The sequence below is a fragment of the Pseudoflavonifractor hominis genome (assembly GCF_014288125.1).
Lineage (GTDB): Bacteria > Bacillota > Clostridia > Oscillospirales > Oscillospiraceae > Pseudoflavonifractor_A > Pseudoflavonifractor_A gallinarum.
Map to the genome: position 1 here is coordinate 25083 of NZ_JACOPR010000001.1, position 16833 is coordinate 41915.

The 16833-nt window shown below is 62.3% G+C and carries 17 protein-coding genes and 1 tRNA gene; 3 read left to right on the forward strand and 15 right to left on the reverse strand.

Annotation, left to right across the window (positions count from 1 at the left end; genetic code table 11):
• Window positions 1-44: 44 nt before the first annotated feature.
• The 3 genes from H8S34_RS00120 to H8S34_RS00130 all read right to left on the reverse strand — a co-directional run bounded on the left by H8S34_RS00120 (window position 45) and on the right by H8S34_RS00130 (window position 2291).
• Window positions 45-1175 carry a hypothetical protein gene (locus H8S34_RS00120; protein ID WP_186962728.1) on the reverse strand — a complete coding sequence of 377 codons (1131 nt, stop codon included), beginning with the start codon at window positions 1173-1175 and terminating at the stop codon, window positions 45-47.
• A complete protein-coding gene (locus H8S34_RS00125) occupies window positions 1172-1804 on the reverse strand; it encodes a redox-sensing transcriptional repressor Rex (protein ID WP_101693349.1) in 633 nt (210 codons plus the stop codon). The genes H8S34_RS00120 and H8S34_RS00125 overlap by 4 nt, the downstream gene beginning before the upstream one ends.
• Before the next feature lie 410 nt (window positions 1805-2214).
• Window positions 2215-2291 (reverse strand) — tRNA-Pro (locus H8S34_RS00130).
• A 135-nt stretch (window positions 2292-2426) separates the two neighbouring features.
• On the opposite strand from H8S34_RS00130, the gene H8S34_RS00135 reads away from it, so the two are divergent.
• From H8S34_RS00135 to H8S34_RS00145, 3 genes are read left to right on the forward strand one after another with little or no spacing between them, the layout of a single operon-like run.
• Entirely contained in the window at window positions 2427-2816 is a 390-nt protein-coding gene (locus H8S34_RS00135; protein ID WP_101693350.1) for a spore cortex-lytic protein, read from the forward strand.
• Window positions 2817-2835: 19 nt separating this feature from the next.
• Window positions 2836-3993, forward strand: a complete 1158-nt coding sequence (locus H8S34_RS00140) for a peptidoglycan-binding protein (RefSeq protein ID WP_101693351.1) — start codon at window positions 2836-2838, stop codon at window positions 3991-3993.
• Between the two features lie 23 nt (window positions 3994-4016).
• Window positions 4017-4286 carry a hypothetical protein gene (locus H8S34_RS00145; RefSeq protein ID WP_101693352.1) on the forward strand — a complete coding sequence of 90 codons (270 nt, stop codon included), beginning with the start codon at window positions 4017-4019 and terminating at the stop codon, window positions 4284-4286.
• A 55-nt stretch (window positions 4287-4341) separates the two neighbouring features.
• Here H8S34_RS00145 and hisE read toward each other — a convergent pair whose 3' ends face one another.
• The 12 genes from hisE to ispG all read right to left on the reverse strand — a co-directional run bounded on the left by hisE (window position 4342) and on the right by ispG (window position 16832).
• Complete coding sequence (gene hisE, locus H8S34_RS00150) at window positions 4342-4674, reverse strand: phosphoribosyl-ATP diphosphatase (RefSeq protein WP_101693353.1); 333 nt, start codon at window positions 4672-4674, stop codon at window positions 4342-4344.
• Between the two features lie 3 nt (window positions 4675-4677).
• Window positions 4678-5013, reverse strand: a complete 336-nt coding sequence (hisI, locus tag H8S34_RS00155) for a phosphoribosyl-AMP cyclohydrolase (protein ID WP_101693354.1) — start codon at window positions 5011-5013, stop codon at window positions 4678-4680.
• 51 nt (window positions 5014-5064) lie between these two features.
• Window positions 5065-5820, reverse strand: coding sequence for an imidazole glycerol phosphate synthase subunit HisF (hisF, locus tag H8S34_RS00160; protein ID WP_101693355.1), 756 nt, complete (start codon window positions 5818-5820; stop codon window positions 5065-5067).
• Window positions 5814-6536, reverse strand: coding sequence for a 1-(5-phosphoribosyl)-5-[(5-phosphoribosylamino)methylideneamino]imidazole-4-carboxamide isomerase (gene hisA / locus H8S34_RS00165; RefSeq protein ID WP_101693356.1), 723 nt, complete (start codon window positions 6534-6536; stop codon window positions 5814-5816). The genes hisF and hisA overlap by 7 nt, the downstream gene beginning before the upstream one ends.
• Complete coding sequence (gene hisH / locus H8S34_RS00170; RefSeq protein ID WP_101693357.1) at window positions 6533-7141, reverse strand: imidazole glycerol phosphate synthase subunit HisH; 609 nt, start codon at window positions 7139-7141, stop codon at window positions 6533-6535. The genes hisA and hisH overlap by 4 nt, the downstream gene beginning before the upstream one ends.
• On the reverse strand, window positions 7141-7752 hold the full coding sequence (gene hisB / locus H8S34_RS00175) for an imidazoleglycerol-phosphate dehydratase HisB (RefSeq protein WP_186962729.1): 612 nt from the start codon (window positions 7750-7752) through the stop codon (window positions 7141-7143). The genes hisH and hisB overlap by 1 nt, the downstream gene beginning before the upstream one ends.
• Window positions 7752-9053: a histidinol dehydrogenase gene (gene hisD / locus H8S34_RS00180; RefSeq protein ID WP_186962730.1), complete on the reverse strand. Its 1302-nt coding sequence runs from the start codon at window positions 9051-9053 to the stop codon at window positions 7752-7754. The genes hisB and hisD overlap by 1 nt, the downstream gene beginning before the upstream one ends.
• A complete protein-coding gene (hisG, locus tag H8S34_RS00185) occupies window positions 9050-9700 on the reverse strand; it encodes an ATP phosphoribosyltransferase (RefSeq protein ID WP_101693360.1) in 651 nt (216 codons plus the stop codon). The genes hisD and hisG overlap by 4 nt, the downstream gene beginning before the upstream one ends.
• Window positions 9697-10866: an ATP phosphoribosyltransferase regulatory subunit gene (gene hisZ / locus H8S34_RS00190; RefSeq protein ID WP_101693361.1), complete on the reverse strand. Its 1170-nt coding sequence runs from the start codon at window positions 10864-10866 to the stop codon at window positions 9697-9699. The genes hisG and hisZ overlap by 4 nt, the downstream gene beginning before the upstream one ends.
• Window positions 10867-11006: 140 nt before the next feature.
• A complete protein-coding gene (locus H8S34_RS00195; protein WP_186962731.1) occupies window positions 11007-11519 on the reverse strand; it encodes a ferritin in 513 nt (170 codons plus the stop codon).
• Between the two features lie 79 nt (window positions 11520-11598).
• Entirely contained in the window at window positions 11599-15759 is a 4161-nt protein-coding gene (locus tag H8S34_RS00200) for a PolC-type DNA polymerase III (RefSeq protein ID WP_186962732.1), read from the reverse strand.
• A 35-nt stretch (window positions 15760-15794) separates the two neighbouring features.
• On the reverse strand, window positions 15795-16832 hold the full coding sequence (gene ispG, locus H8S34_RS00205; protein ID WP_186962733.1) for a flavodoxin-dependent (E)-4-hydroxy-3-methylbut-2-enyl-diphosphate synthase: 1038 nt from the start codon (window positions 16830-16832) through the stop codon (window positions 15795-15797).
• Between the last annotated feature and the right edge of the window lies 1 nt (window position 16833).

Consider the following 16833-nt stretch of genomic DNA (forward strand, 5'->3'; position numbering starts at 1 on the left):
GCGTGGAGCGCTCCTGTGAGCACTCCACGCCAGTGGCTTGCGTATTAGGCGATCCGGCTTACCGTGACCTGACTGCGGATCGCTTTGACCTGTTCCCCGTCCAGTGCGCCGGAGGCGCTCAGAGATTCCAGCAGGGTTCCGCCCTCCTTACAGGTGGCATCCAGCCCGAAGTAGGAAAGGTATGCCACATGGGCCCGCAGAAACGTACTGCTGCTCAGCAGTGTGTACTCGCCCGGTGTGATCACACCCAGCTCCCGCGCTCTGGGCAGAACCGTCTGCCAGGTAAAGTCCGGGTTGCTCCCGCTGTCCCGATATCCCAGGGCGCGGAGCAGGAAGGTGAGATACTCCCCCGCGCCGATGGTCCGCTCCGGTCCAAAGGCGGGCTTTCCCTCCGCGGTGGGCCCCACGCCGGCGGCATACCCCTTTTCATAGGCGTAGGCCACATAGCTGCGGCACCAGTCGGGCACATCCACAAAGGGGCACGCACCGGTATAGGCCTGGGCCTGCTTCTCCTCCCCAATCATACGGAGGAACATGATAAGGCCCTCAATGCGGGTGGGGATCTTCTCCAGGTCATACCCGGAGCCATATCCCGTCCCGGTCCCCGCAAACATACCCATCTGCTGGAGCGCCTCCGCCAGGGCATTGTAGTCGGTGGCTGCGCTGGGCGAGAGGGTGACTACCCCCTCGGTACTGACCACGGCCGTCTCACTCACGATGGAGACCACGGCAGAGGTCCCTTCCGCAGCCAGATAGCGGTGCATCGGGGTGAGCCGCTGCCCGGAGGGCACCACATTCCCCGCCGTCACATCCACTACCGCACCGGCGGAGTAGGTTGCAGCTGCCTCCCCGGCCAGGAAGAGCAGCCCCGATCCCGTGGAAACGGAGAGCACATCCCCTTCCTTATAGCGGTCATCCCGCAGTCCGCTGCTTCCGCCTGCCTCGGCCAGATTCTCCTGGTAGGCCTGATTCAGCTCCTGGAAGACTTGGTCATAGGTGGTCTGCGTGCGGGTCTCGATCCGTTTCTCTGCCTGCGAGAGTACGTCAGGCAGATACGTCCCGTTCAAAAAACTCAGTGAGACCAGCGGGTCCTCCGCCGAGCCGCCCGCCGCATAGGCCAGACCGCTGCCGATCAGGACCACCGCAATCAGTAAAAACGCCCACGCTCGCTTCATGCATCCTCCGAAATCAGATAACTCAGGGTCTGAAGGCTGTCAGAGAAATGTACATTCTCAATGAAGATTCCCTCTTCCCGGATATTCAGCTCTGTATTCGTAAAATTCCAGATTCCTTTCACACCGGATTTGACCAAGCGGTCCGCCATCTCCTCCGCAATGCTGCGGGGAACGGTGAGCACGCCCACGCTGGCGGGATGCTCCCGCAAATAGTTCTCCAGCTGGTCTATATGAAAAATCGGCGTCCCGGCCATGATCTGTCCCACGACCTCCGGACGCACGTCAAATGCCGCATTGAGATGGAATCCGCTCCAGCCAAAGTTGAAATTCTCGATCAGAGCACGCCCCAGGTTTCCCACGCCGAGGATTACCGCCGTGTGGCCCCGGTTCATGCCCAGAATATCCACGATCTCATTGAGCAGATTGTCCACATTATAGCCGTAGCCCTGCTGTCCGAACTCCCCGAAACAGGAGAGGTCCTGCCGGATCTGGGAGGCTGTCAGTCCCATGGACTTTCCCAGGGCGCTGGAGGAGATCCGCACCACGCCGGCCTGGTTCAGTTCATTCAAATGCCGGTAATACCGCGGCAATCTCCGGATCACCGCTCCCGACACATTTTGCTTCCGCATCCATATCACGCTCGCTTATGTTTGTTTCCCTGCCTGAACCGCACCGCAGGTGCCGGTCAGGTCACTCCATTCCAATTGATTAGTATACCATGTCACACACACTTCTGCAAATGATTTTCCCGGGAAACCATCCAACATATCTATGAAAAGACGGCATGTCTCCACACCGCAGACAGAACATCCTTTTCCGTCAAACCGGACACAAACGAGATGTTCGGTATGGAACTTCACAAAACAAAAAGGGAAATCCCGTGAGGACTTCCCCTTTGGTCTGGCTATCATAAAAAATCTATAAAAATCCCGCTTTTTATAAGTAGGAGAGAATAAGCAAAAAGTTGCACGCTTCCGTACAACTATCACAGAACAATTTAAAAAATAAAAAATCGGAGTACCCCAAAGGATACTCCGCATGGTCCGAGTGACTGGATTCGAACCAGCGGCCTCTTGAACCCCATTCAAGCGCGATACCAAACTTCGCCACACCCGGATTTCGTCGCCTCACCAGACGGCTTATATAATATAGCATATCTTTCCTCCTTTGGCAAGCCCTTTTTTCAAAAAATTTTTGACACATCGGAAGCGGCCTTTCCATACACTGAAAAAGAAAAAGGAGGAATGCGCTTTGGCTTCCATCGGAACCATCATCACCCGTATTTACGCCTCCCAGGCCCGTCTCCCGATCCAGGGTGCCACCGTGGCCTTTACCCAGGGCGCCGCCAATGAGCGGCAGACTCTGCTGGCCGTCCGGGTCTCCGACGCAAACGGTCAGACCGCCCCCGTCCGCCTTACGACACCCAGCCAGTCCCAGGGTACCAGTCCCGGCGGAGAAACCCCCTATGCCCTGTGCAATATCTGGGCGGAGGCCCCCGGATACGAATACCATGTCATACAGGGGGTACAGGTCTTTCCCGGTACGGAGACCATCCAGGAGATCGAACTCACCCCTCTCCCCCTCACGCTGCCCAACCACCAAAATACCGACACCGCCCAGATTACCCCCCAAGAGCTTTGATTCGATTGGAGTGAACGCCATGCCGTCCACCGTACTCCCGTACATCCCGCAATATATTACCGTGCATCTGGGCCCTCCCGGGTCAGACGCCGAAAATGTCACGGTCTCCTTTCCGGACTATGTAAAAAATGTGGCCTCCAGTGAGATCTACCCCACCTGGGAGCCCGCAGCGCTCCGGGCCAATATCCTGGCTATCATCTCTTACGCCCTCAACCGGGTCTATACCGAGTACTACCCCAGCCAGGGCTATCCGTTTAACATCACCTCTTCCACCGCGTACGACCAAAAATACATCCATGGACGCAACACCTATGAGAATATCGACCAGATCGTGGACGAGATTTTCAATACCTACATCCGCCGGATCGGCTATGTGGAACCTCTGGCCGCAAAATTCTGCAACGGCACCACCACCACCTGCGATGGCCTTTCCCAATGGGGCAGCCAGGATCTGGCCAAACAGGGCTATGACACCATGGACATTCTCCGCTATTATTACGGCGACAACATCGAGCTGGTCAGCAACGCGCCCATTCTGGGCATCCAGTACTCCTATCCCGGCGCTCCGCTCCGGCAGGGAGCCCAGGGCCCCGACGTGGTCCAGCTCCAGACCATGCTCAACCAAGTGGCCAGAGATTATCCCGCCATTCCCCGTATCCAGCCGGTGGACGGGATCTTCGGCCCCTCCACGGAACAGTCCGTCATCCGCTTTCAGGAGATCTTCGGACTCACCCCGGACGGCGTCGTGGGGAATGCCACCTGGTATCGTCTGGTCTATCTCTATGTGGGAATCCGCGACCTGTCCGAACTGGTCAGCGAGGGACAGACCTTTTACAGCTTCCAGCTGCAAAATCTCAACGACGGGCTCCTCACCCTGGGCAGCCAGGGCGACGGCGTCAAGGTACTGCAATACATGCTCACCGTGCTCTCGGAATTTTACCCCGATGTCCCCGCGGTGGAACAGGACGGCATCTATGGTGACAGCACCCGGCGCTCTGTGATGGCCTTTCAGCGGCACGTAGGTCTGCCGGCCACCGGGGCGGTGGATTCCGCCACCTGGACCGCCCTTTACCGCGCCTATGAGGGCATCCGCGATACCGTCATCATTGACGGAAACCTCTTCCCCCTGGCCTCATTTGTCGGGGAGCAGGGCCAGCCCGGTACAAACAGCCCCTGACCTTACCGATAGGAGGTGATCTTGTGTACCATGCGATTCCCCCCGGGACACGCTGCCCGGAGTGCGCCCATGCCCAGCGGCTCTTTCTGGAGCTCTCCACCGCTCTCTCCGGAATCGAACGCTGCCCCGCCACCGGTTTGCACACCGGCGCCTCTGTCCGCAATGTCATGTGGCTCCAGCGCTCCCTGGGGCTGGCACAGACCGGAGTGATGGACGACACCCTGCTCTCCGTCCTTGCCGCACTCCACCGCTCCGCCCGCCGCTGTTCCGGCTGTTACGGAGCATCCATTTAAAACATACCAAAGCGGGGGACGGCAAGCCGTCCCCCGCTGTTTGCTTCTCTTTGTCTTAAGTCTCCCGATCCACGGTGTGGAACTGCTTCAGGTTGCCGATTTTCTGACTGCGCCGGTCCAGCTCCTCCATCACGGCGCCCAGCGGGATCTCCTGGGCCGCCAGAAGCACCATCAGATGATAGATGAGGTCGGAAATCTCTCCCACCGTCTCGGGGGCCACCCCGTTCTTGGCGGCGATGATGGTCTCGGCGGACTCCTCGCCCACCTTTTTCAGGATCTTGTCCAGCCCCTTGTCAAAGAGATAGCAGGTATAGGAGCCCTCCTGCGGATTGCGTTTGCGCTCCAGTACGACCTCGTATAATCTCTCCAGTACGTCTTTCTCGCACATGGTTTATCCCTCCTGTGGTTCCATTGGTATCTCATTGAAAAAGCAGCTCTCCCGCCCAGTGTGGCAGGTGGGCCCCACCGGCTTGCAGAGGTAGAGCAGCGTGTCGGTGTCACAGTCGGTGATCATCCGCTGCACCCGGAGGAAATGGCCGGAGCTCTCCCCCTTGTTCCAGAGCTTCTTCCGGCTCCGGCTCCAGAACCAGGCCGTCCTGGTCTGGAGAGTGCGCTCCACCGCCTCCCGGTTGGTGAAGCCCAGCATCAGCACTTCCTTGGTGTCGGCCTCCTGAATGATCACAGGGATCAGATCCGACTTGGTGAACAGGCGGTCCAGATCAAACATATCCCTTTCCCCTTTCCGGGAGCTGCGGCTCCCTTTTCCTTCTCTCCCGGATCAGCGCACCGGGATACCTCGGCCCCGCAGATACTCCTTGACCTGTGGGATGCTCAACTCCCGGAAGTGGAACAGCGAGGCGGCCAGCGCCGCGTCACAGCCGGTCTCCCGGAACACCTCCTCGAAGTGCTCCAGCTTGCCGCAGCCGCCCGAGGCGATGACCGGAATCCCCACCGCCTGGGTCACCGCCCGGGTCATGGGGATGTCGAAGCCGGCTTTCGTCCCGTCGGCGTCCATGGAGGTGAGCAGGATCTCTCCGGCACCCAGGGCCTCTCCCCGGCGCACCCACTCGATGAGGTCCAGTCCGGTGGGCTTTCGTCCCCCGGCCACCACGACCTCCCAGCCGCCGTCTCCTCTGGCCCGGGCATCCACCGCCAGGACCACGCACTGGGAGCCGAAGCGCTCCGCCGCCCGGGCGATCAATTCCGGGTTGGCCACGGCGGCCGAGTTCATGGAGATCTTGTCCGCCCCCGAGCGGAGCAGGGTCTGCACATCCTCCACCGTGCGGATGCCGCCCCCTACGGTAAGGGGAACAAAGACCTGCTGTGCTGTCCGCTCCACCACATCGGCCACTGTCTTACGGGCCTCCACCGTGGCGGTGATGTCCAGAAAGACGATCTCATCCGCCCCCTGGTCCGAGTAGTACTTTGCCAGCTCCACCGGGTCGCCCGCATCTCGGATATCGATAAAGTTAACTCCCTTTACAACCCTTCCGTCCCGGACATCCAGACAGGGTATGATCCGCTTGGCTAACACTGCGCTCCCTCCTCCCGGACGGCCTGGGCCAGATCCACCGCCCCGGTGTACCAGGCCTTCCCGATGATGGCCCCATACAGGCCCTGACGGCTGAGGGCACGCAGATCCTCATTGGAGGAGACGCCACCCGACGCCACGATCTGTCCGGAATAATTCTGGCGGAGGGCCTCCAGCCGGGCAAACGACGGACCGCTCAGAGCTCCATCGGTATCGATATCTGTAAAGATAATCGTCTTTACACCAACAAACTCCATCTCTTTGACAAAATCCAGATAATCCAGACCGGAGTCCTGGATCCATCCGGCCGTGCGCACCTTTCCGTCTTTGGTGTCCACGCCCACGGCGATCCGCTCCCCGTACCGGGATACCGCCTCCCGGACAAAGGCCGGGTCCTCCACCGCGGCAGAGCCCAGGACGGCCCGCCACACCCCCAGCCCAAAGACCTCTTCCAGATCCTCCATGCTGCGGATGCCGCCGCCCAGCTCCACCCGCAGGCCGGACTGCTCTGCCACCGCCCGGACCAGCGCGCCGTTCTGGCGCACCCCGTCCCTGGCTCCGTCCAGGTCCACCATGTGGACATATCTCGCACCCGCCTGCCAAAAGGCCCGGGCAGTCTCCAGCGGGTCCTCTGCCACCTGGTGAACCGTTGTAAAATCTCCTTTGTAAAGCCGAACTACTTTTCGGTCTTTCAGGTCAATGGCCGGAAATAAGATCATCGGTTCAGCCCTCCGAAATTTTTTAGAATCTGAAGCCCTGTCTCGCCGCTCTTTTCCGGGTGGAACTGGCAGCCGTAGACGTTGCCGTTCTGGACCGCCGCCACCACCGTGGCGCCGTAGTCGGTGGTGGCGATGACCTGCTCAGGGCGGGTCTCCACCCCGCAGAAGGAGTGGACAAAGTAGACGCAGCTCCCCTCCTCTACCCCGGCAAAGAGCGGGGAGTCATTGGGAAAGGCGAGCTGGTTCCAGCCGATGTGAGGCAGCTTCTCCGCCGTCTCTATCTTACGGATACATCCACTGACAAGCCCTAATCCTTCACAGTCTCTGACCTCTTCTCCCCGCTCAAAGAGGAGCTGCATGCCCAGGCAGATGCCAAGCAGCGGCTTGCGTCCGGCCTGCTCCAGCAGCACCCGGTCCAGGCCGCTCTCCCGCAGCCGCTCCGCCGCGTCGGGAAAGGCCCCCACTCCGGGCAGGAGGATGGCGTCCGCCCGCTCCAGCACGGCGGCCTCCCCGGTGATCTGAGTTGAAACCCCCACATAGCGCAGGGCGTTAGTCACGCTCTTCAGGTTGCCCACGCCGTAATCCACGATGGCCGTATATCCCATCACAGCACCCCCTTGGTGGAGGTGACGCCGGTACCGGTGATCTCCACGGCCTCCCGTACGGCCACCCCCAGAGACTTGAAGAGGGCCTCGGTGATGTGGTGGGCGTTTTTGCCGTAGAGGCATTTCATATGCAGGGTGAGCCCGCTGTTCATGGCAAAGGCCCGCATGAACTCCTCGGTAAGGCAGGCGTCATAGCTCCCGATCATGGGCTGAGGCATCTCCGCGTCAAAGACCAGGAAGGGACGGTTAGAGAAGTCCAGGACCGTGAGGCACAAGGCCTCATCCATGGGGATGTAAGCGGAGGCAAAGCGGCGGATTCCCTTTCGGTCCCCCAGGGCCCGGCTCAGGGCCTGTCCCAAGACAATGCCCACGTCTTCCACTGTGTGGTGGCCGTCCACCTGGAGGTCTCCCTCGACCTCCAGCTTCAGCCCCAACCCGCCATAAAAGGCAAAGGCGGTGAGCATGTGATCGAAAAAGCCGATGCCGGTGGACACCTGGATCTCTCCCCCGCTCAGGCAGAGGTCTGCGCGGATGCAGGTCTCCTTGGTTTTCCGCTCCAGAACATAGGCCCGGATGGGTCCGTCTTTCTCGTTGTAGATGGAAGCCTCCATCACTTCCCCTCCCCTCTCGCTCCGGCAGCTTCAAAGCGCACGCGGATGGAATTGGCATGGGCGGTGAGCTTCTCGGTCTCGGCCAGGGCGATGATCTCCTCCCGAATGGGGAACAGGCTCTCCCGGCTGTACTCGATGACGCTCATACTCTTCAAAAAGCTCTCCACGCTCAGGGGAGAGAAAAACCGCGCCGTCCCGCTGGTGGGGAGCACATGGTCCGGACCAGCCAGGTAATCGCCCAGCGGCTCGGGAGACCACGCCCCCAGGAACACCGCCCCCGCGTTTCGGATGGCGGGCAGCAGGGCCCTGGGATCCTCCGTCATGATCTCCAGATGCTCGGGCGCGATCTCATTGGCGAGGGCGGCGGCCTCCTCCAGGTCCCGGCATACGATGGCGCATCCGAAGTCCCGCAGAGAGCACTCCATGATCTCCGAGCGGCTCAGGTAGCCGGTCTGCCGCACGATCTCCGCCCGGACAGCCTCGGCCAGCGCGCCGCTGGTGGTGAGGAGCACCGCGGAGGCCAGCTTATCGTGCTCCGCCTGGCTGAGGAGGTCGGCGGCCACAAACCGGGGATCGGCCGAACCGTCAGCGATGACCAGCACCTCGGAGGGACCGGCCACCATATCGATGTCCAGCGTACCGTAGGCCAGGCGCTTGGCGGTGGCCACATAGGCGTTGCCCGGACCCACCAGCTTATCCACCCGGGGAATGAAGCCCGCGCCCCAGGTCAGGGCAGCCACTGCCTGGGCCCCGCCCACCGCAATACAGCGGTCCACGCCGGCGATTTTGGCGGCGGCCAGAACGGCATTGCTCAGGTTTTCCGTGGGGGGCGTCACCATGACGATCTCCTCCACCCCCGCCACACGGGCGGGCACCGCGTTCATGAGCACACTGCTGGGATAGGCCGCCGTGCCGCCGGGGACATAGATCCCCACCCGGGTCACTCCCCGGACCACCCGGCCCACTCGGCCGCCGTCCGGGGATGCCCACTCCACGCTCCGGTGGAGGAGCTTTTCATTGTAATCCCGGATATTGGCCGCGGCGTGCTCCATGGCCCGGATGAGCTCGGGCGGACAGGCGGCATAGGCTGCCTCCATCTGCTCCCGGGTGATCTCATAGGGCTCCCGCCCGTCAAAGCGGAGGGAGCACTCCCGCACCGCCTCCAGCCCGCGGGCACGCACATCCTCCATCACGGCGCGCACCGCACGCTCGATCTCGCTATTCTGTTCGGCCGCCCGCTGGCGCATGGCGGCGATCACCGCCTGCTCCCGCGTGCCGTCGGCCTGAATGATCTCGATCATGTCTCTTCCCTCCGCCGTTTCAATTCCGCCTCACAGCGGCCGATCAGGTCCTCGATCTGGGCCTTGTGGAGCTTCATGCTGGCCGTATTCACAATGAGCCGCGCGCTCACCTGGGCCACGTCCTCGATGGGGACCAGCCCGTTCTCCCGCAGGGTGGCTCCGGTCTCCACGATGTCCACGATGCCGTCGGCCAGGTCCAGGATGGGCGCCAGCTCCACCGAGCCCTCGATCTTGATGATGTCCACGTCCATTCCCTTCCGGGCAAAGAACTGCTTGGTCACATTGGGGTATTTGGAGGCCACCCGCCGGGTGCGGTAGGTGCCGTAGAAGTCGCTTCCCTCCCGGACGGCCAGGGCAAAGCGGCAGCGGCCAAAGCCCAGGTCCAGCACCTCGTAGAAGGACTTTCCCTGCTCCAGAATGGTATCCTTGCCCACGATCCCCAGGTCGCAGACCCCGTGCTCCACATAGGTAATGACGTCAGGGGCCTTGGCCAGCACCGCCTCCAGGGGATAGTTGGGCAGAGCGTGGATGAGCCGCCGCCCGGGGCTGCGGATGGGCGAACAGTCCAGCCCGATGGCCTCGAAGAGCTCCACGCTCTTGTCCTGCAAGCGCCCCTTGGTCAGGGCAATGCGGAGATTCTGTCTCATACCTCTACCATCCTCTCTCCGTCGGCATCCAGTACCAGCACATGGAGCGCGCCCTTGGAGCGTGCCAGGGCCAGCGTCTCCTCCAGTGTCTCACAGGGGGAGAGCTCACAGGTCCCGGCCGCCCGGCCGTCCACCGCGGTCAGTGCCCGGTCCAGCTCCCCTGCGGCAAAGTGGACCAGCGTGCCCACCCTGGGGAGCTCTGTCCCCGGCCGGCAGGCGGCCACCGCGTCCACATCCACTGCAAAGCCGGTGGCCGGGGCAGGACGGCCGAAATCGCCCACCAGACGGTCATAGCGCCCGCCGGAGAGGACGGCGTCCCCCGCCCCCTCCACATAGCCCCGAAAGACCACGCCGGTGTAGTAGTCGATCTGGTGGACCAGTCCCAGGTCAAAGCGCAGATACTTTCCATAACCCGCGCCGCACAGGGCCTCATAGAGCTCCCGCAGATAGGAGAGGGCCTCGTTCTCCCCGGCCAGGGCCTCGGCCTCCTCCAGCACCTCTGCCCCGCCGAAGAGACGGGAGAGCTTTCCCAGGGCGGCTGTGGCGCTCTGCCCCTGATAGGGGGCCAGGAAATCCCCCAGCGCGGCGAAATTCTTGCCCTCGATCAGAGTCCGAAGCTCCTCCACCTGATCCTCCTCCAGCTCCATGCGCTCGGCTAGAGAGCGGAAGAATCCGGCGTGTCCCAGCTCAATGTGGAACCGGGCCAGCCCGCAGGCGCGCAGGGCGTCCACCGCCATGGCGATCATCTCCAGGTCCGCCTTCCGGCCCGCCGCGCCGATGAGCTCCACCCCGCACTGGGCGATCTCGCTGCTGCCTCCCCGGTGCTGGTCGCCGGAGCGGAACACCGTCTCGGCATAGTAGAGCCGCTGGGGGAGCGGCAGATGCTTGAGCTTGGTGGCCGCTACCCGGGCGATGGGGGCGGTGCAGTCGGGCCGCATGACCATGATCTTCCCGCTGCGGTCGATGATCTTGAGCATGGCCTCCTGGGGAATCGGGTTCCCCGAGCGGAGAAACAGGTCGTAGAACTCCACCTCCGGCGTACTCACCTCAGAATAGCTCCGCCGACGGAACAGATCGGTCAGTGCGGTCTGCGTATCCCGCCGGTCCCGGCATTCCGCAAAGAGTCGATCCCGGGTCCCCTCCGGGGTGTGAATCGTATAGGCCATAGCGCGCCGCCCTCCTTCTTCATCACTTTACCACGCTAATATACTATAACAAAAGCACTTTGTCAAGTTCTTTTGCTCTGGGAGAACCGGAGATCCGACAAAACGGCCCCTGTCCGCAGTGCGGACAGGGGCCGTTCCTCTTACAGCACCAGCGAAGGGGCGGAATAAACCCGTCCCGCCATCTCGCTGTTGAGCATATACAGGCTCTTGGCGTCATCTCCAAAGAGCTTCATCTTTTTGATGAGGTCCTCGGCGTTCTTCTCCTCCTCGCCCTGCTCCTTGACAAACCAGTCCAGGAACTGAGTGGTGCGGAAATCCCTGACTTCATGGGCCGCCTCGTACATCTCGTGGATCAGGCTGGTGACATAGCGCTCGTGCTCCAGGCCAAACTCCAGCACTTCCAGCTTGTCCTTCAGCACCTTGTCCGGCTTGGCAATGGCATCCAGCGTGACCTTGCAGCCGTTGTTCTGGAGATATTTCAGGAAGAGCATGGCATGGTCCCGCTCCTCCTGGGCCTGGATCTGATACCAGTTGGCAAACCCGTCCAGACCAATGTCGTCAAAATAGACGGAGAAATCCAGATAGAGATAAGCGGAATAAAATTCCTTGTTCACCTGATTGTTCAAAAGCTCGGCTACCTTTGCGTCCAGCATTGTGAAACACTCCTTATCTATAAAAATAATCTGATTTCATGGTATCACCCTCGGTCGGAAAACGCAAGCCTGTATCCCCTTAGAAGAGGGTGATCTGGCTGGTCTCCGGCATCCCGTCCAGGGCTCCGGCCGCCTTGAGCTGCTCAATATGGGTCTTGGACACCTTGGGACAGGCGGCGGAGAACTCCTCGATGGAGATGAAGTGCTTCCCCTCCCGCTGCTCCAGGATGGACCAGGCTGCGGTCTCACCCAGGCCGGGAATGGCGGTAAAGGGCGGGATGAGGGCCCGCTTCTCCCGGTCCACCCGGAAGAGGGTGGCGTGGGATTCGTAGAGATCCACATGCCGGAAGGTGAAGCCCCGGAGATAGAACTCATAGACCACTTCCAGCGTGGTCATCATATCCTGCTCCACGGCGGTGGCCGCCTTCTCCTTGGCCGCGATCTCCTTCATCTTGGCCTGGGCGGTCTCCATGCCCCAGCACATGCAGGTGGCGTCGAAGGCCTTGGCCCGGATGGAGAAGTAGGCGGCATAGAAGGCCAGCGGCTCATGCACCTTGAACCAGGCGATGCGGTAGGCCATCATCACATAGGCCACCGCGTGGGCCTTGGGGAAGAGATACTTGATCTTCTTGCAGGAGCCGATGTACCAGTCGGGGACCCCCGCGGCCTGCATCTCCTCCTCCGCCCCCTCGGGCAGCCCTCTCCCCTTTCGCACCGACTCCATGATCTTGAAGGAGCGCTTTTCCGGCATACCGCAGGAGATGAGGAAGATCATGATGTCGTCGCGGCACCCGATGGCCTGTCCGACCGGGATGCCCTGGTTGACGATCAGATCCTTGGCGTTGCCCAGCCACACGTCGGTTCCGTGGGAGAAGCCGGACAGACGCACCAGAATGTCAAACTGAGTGGGCTGGGTATCCACCAGCATTCCCCGGACAAAGGAGGTACCGAACTCCGGGATGGCCACCGCCCCGGTTGGGCCCAACACCTTGTCGTTGGCATAGCCCAGCACCTCGGAGGAGGTGAAGATGGACATGGTGTCCGGGTCGTCCAGGGGAATGGTCTTGGCGTCCATCCCCGTCAGGTCCTCCAGCATGCGGATCATGGACGGGTCATCGTGTCCCAGCATGTCCAGCTTGAGGATGTTGGACTCCATGGAGTGATATTCGAAGTGGGTGGTGATGATGTCGGTCCCCGTGTCGTCCGCCGGGTGCTGGACCGGGCAGAAATCGTAGATCTCCCGGTCCTGGGGAATAACCACCATGCCGCCGGGGTGCTGGCCCGTGGTCCGCTTGACCCCGGTACAGCCCAGGGCCAGGCGGTTTTCCTCGGCCCGGGTCACATGGGCCGCCCGCTCGTCCAGGTATTTCTTCACATAGCCGAAAGCGGTCTTTTCGGCCACCGTGCCGATGGTGCCCGCCCGGAACACGTGGCTCTCTCCAAAGAGCTCAAAGGTGTGACGGTGGGCCTTGGCCTGATATTCTCCCGAGAAGTTCAGGTCGATATCGGGCACCTTGTCGCCGCCGAAGCCCAGGAAGGTCTCGAAGGGGATGTTGAAGCCGTCCTTCACATAGGGCGTCCCGCACACGGGACACACCGCGTCGGGCATATCCGCGCCGCAGCCGTACCCCTCCCGCACGCCGGTCTCAAAGTCGGAGTGCTTGCAGTTGGGACAGCGGTAGTGGGGCGGCAGGGAGTTTACCTCCGTGATGCCCGACATAAAGGCCACCAGGGAGGAGCCCACCGATCCACGGGAGCCCACCAGATAGCCGTGGTCCAGCGAGTCCTGCACCAGCTTCTGGGCCGACATGTAGATCACGTCGTAGTGGCGGCCCAGGATGGCATCCAGCTCGATGTTGATGCGGTCCACCACCAGCTGGGGCGGCTCTTCCCCATAGAAGGCCTTGGCCTTGCCCCACACCAGGCGCTTGAGCTCGCCCTCCGAGTCCTCCAGATTGGGGGCGAAGAGTCCCTTGGGCAGGGGGACCACATCCTCGCACCAGTCGGCCACCAGATTGGTATTGCGCACCACCACGTTGTAGGCCTCTTCCTCTCCCAGATAGGAGAACTCCTCCAGCATCTCTGTGGTGGTCTTGAAGTAGATGGGAAGCGGGGAGTCGGCGTCCTCAAAGCCCTTGGTGGCCAGCAGGATGTGCCGGTAGACCTCGTCCTCCGGGTCCAGGAAGTGGACGTCCCCCGTGGCGCAGACCGGCTTGTCCAGCACCCGGCCCAGCTCCACGATGGTGCGGTTGAAGTCCCGGATCTCCTCTACGCTCTGAACGATGCCCTTGCGGAGCATAAAGGCGTTGTTGCACACCGGCTGGATCTCCAGATAGTCATACCAGGAGGCAATGCGCTTGAGCTCCTGGAAGTCCTTGTGCTTGACCACCGCGTCATAGAGCTCACCCGCCTCACAGGCCGATCCCAGGATCAAGCCCTCCCGGTGCTGGTTGATGAGGCTCTTAGGCATGATGGGATAGCGCTTGTAGTGCTCCAGATGGGCCTTGGACACCAACTGATAGAGATTGCGCAGACCCAGCTGGTTTTTCGCCAGGACGATGAGGTGTTTGGGCTGGCGCTTGGCCTTGCCCGCGCCCCGGAGCTTGGTCATGGCCGGGTTGATGGCCTGGAGGGTGTGGACTCCCCGGTCCTCCAGCATCCGGAAGAAGGGCACCAGCATATAGGCCACCGTGGCCGCGTCGTCGCTGGCCCGGTGGTGGTTGAAAGCCGGGAGGTTCAGGTGCTCGGCCACGATGTCCAGTTTGTGCTTGGAGAGCTGGGGCAGCAGGTTCTGGGCCAGGATCAGGCTGTCCAGAGAGGTATTCTCAAAGGGCCGGCCCATCCGGCGGCATCCCTCGGCGATAAAGCCCATATCGAACTCCGCGTTGTGGGCGGCCAGGGGCCGGCCGGCGGCAAAGTCCAGGAAGGCGTTGATGGCCTCCTCCTGGGAGGGCGCGCCCTGGAGCATCTCGTCGGTGATGCCGGTGAGCTCCACGATGTTCCGGTCCAGAGGGCGGCCCGGGTCGGCAAAGGTGTTGAAGGTCTCGGCCACTTCCCCGTTCCGCAGCACCACGGCGCCGATCTCGGTGATGAGGTCCCGCTTTTTATTGAGACCGGTGGTCTCAATATCAAAGCAGACGATCTCCCCTGAAAAGTCCTGCTCGGTCTCCCCGTGGACCACCACCCGGTCGTCCACGTCGTTGACAAAATAGGCCTCCACCCCGTAGAGGATCTTGATCTTCTTGGCCGAGTGCCAGGCGTCCGGGAAGGACTGGGCCACGCCGTGATCGGTGATGGCAATGGCCCGGTGTCCCCACGACTCGGCCCGCTTGACCACGTTTTTGTCCGGTCCCAGCTTGGGGCCCACCTGGGTCAGGGCATCCATGGAGGACATGGTGGTATGCAGGTGGAGCTCCACCCGCTTCTCCGGGGCGTCATCCATCTTGACGGTCTTGCTCCCCTCCATGATGGCATAGGGCTCCAGCACCATGTCGTTGGTGAAGCGGTCAATGTTCAGGCGGCCCTGCACCACCAGGTGCTGCCCCTTCTTCACCCCGTCCACGATGGGCTTGCCCTCCTCGCCGGGGAAGAACTTGTTGATCCGCACCGATCCGGTATAGTCGGTCATATCGAAGGAGACCACCCAGGCGCCCCGCTTCTTGAGCTCCTTGTGGTCAACGGCGAACACATCGCCCTCCACAATAACGGTCCCCATGTCCAGCTCCAGGGTGTTCATGGGCACCGCCTCCCCCTTCACCTCCCGCTTGCCGAAGAGAAGGCGGCTGCTCTTGGCGGCGGCCTTGGGCTTTGCCTTGGGCCGGGCCGTCTTGAGCTTGCGCAGAGCCTCCTGCCGGATGGCCTCAGTACGGGCAAAGGCCTCGGCCGCATCGGCGTCCACGCCGCTGGGGACGGGCGCTTCCACAGGGGCTGGGGCCGGTGCGGGAGCCGGTACCGGCTCCGGAGCTGGAATGGGCGGGTGCGTCTCAGGAGGCGCCGCCGCGGGCGCGCTCTGGAGCAGCTCCACCAGCTGGAGACGGTATGCCTCCCGCAGCTCCCCCTCCAGACGGGCGAGGAGCGCCCTCTCCAGGTGGGGAGGCTCCTCCAATTCCGCCTGCAGCGTGCGCTCCGCCGGGTCAATCACCGCCCGCTTCACCAGAAGGCCCCGGAGCCCATCCATCACTTCGGGCTCGGATCGCCAGGCGGAAAAAAGTTGTAAAAAGGGTATCTTCTGCTCAGACATGGACCTACGCTCCTAGCTATGTATCGGTATGCGGCTCAAATCTGGTCGATGAGCCGGAACAGCTCGTCCACCAGCTGGCTCTGGGGGACCTTCTTGACGATCTCGCCCCGCCGGAAGAGGAGGCCCTCGCCGTCCCCTCCGGCAATGCCCACATCGGCAGAGCGGGCCTCGCCGGGGCCGTTGACCACGCAGCCCATAACGGCCACGGTGATGGGCTTGTCCACCGTCTTGAGGCGCTCCTCCACCTCTTCGGCCAGGCCGATGAGGTCGATTTTGGTCCGCCCGCAGGTGGGACAGGAAACCAGCTCGGCCCCCTCCCGCCGCAGGCCCACCACCTTGAGGATATCCCGGGCCGCATAGACCTCCTCCACCGGGTCCGCCGAGAGAGAGACCCGGATGGTATCTCCGATCCCCAGGGCCAGGAGTCCCCCGATCCCCACCGCGGATTTCAGCACGCCCATGCGGGGCGTCCCCGCCTCGGTGAGACCCACATGGAGGGGATAGTCGCTCTGGGCGGCCATCTGGCGGTAGGCCGCGATGGTGTTGGGCACGCTGGAGGTCTTGAGGGAGACGCAGATATCGTCAAAATCATACCGGTTGAGCAGCCGGATATGCCCAAAGGCCGACTCCACCAGGGCCTCGGGCGTGGGGCCGCCGTATTTGGCCAGCAGCTCCTTTTCCAGAGAGCCGCCGTTGACCCCGATGCGGATGGGGATGTTCCGCGCCCGGCAGGCGGCGGCCACCGCCTTGACCCGGTCCTCTCCGCCAATGTTGCCCGGATTGATGCGCACTGCGTCGGCCCCAGCCGCCGCGGCCTCCAGGGCCAGCTTGTAGTCGAAATGGATGTCCACCACCAGCGGGATGTGAATGCGCTCCCGGATGGCCCCCACCGCTTTTGCGGCGGCCAGGTCCGGGACGGCGCACCGGATGATCTCACACCCGGCGGCCTCCAGACGGAGGATCTGCTCCACCGTGGCCGCTACGTCATCGGTGCGGGTATTGGTCATGGACTGGATGGTTACCGGGGCTCCGCCTCCCACAGGGACATTTCCCACATGAATCTGTCTGCTCATA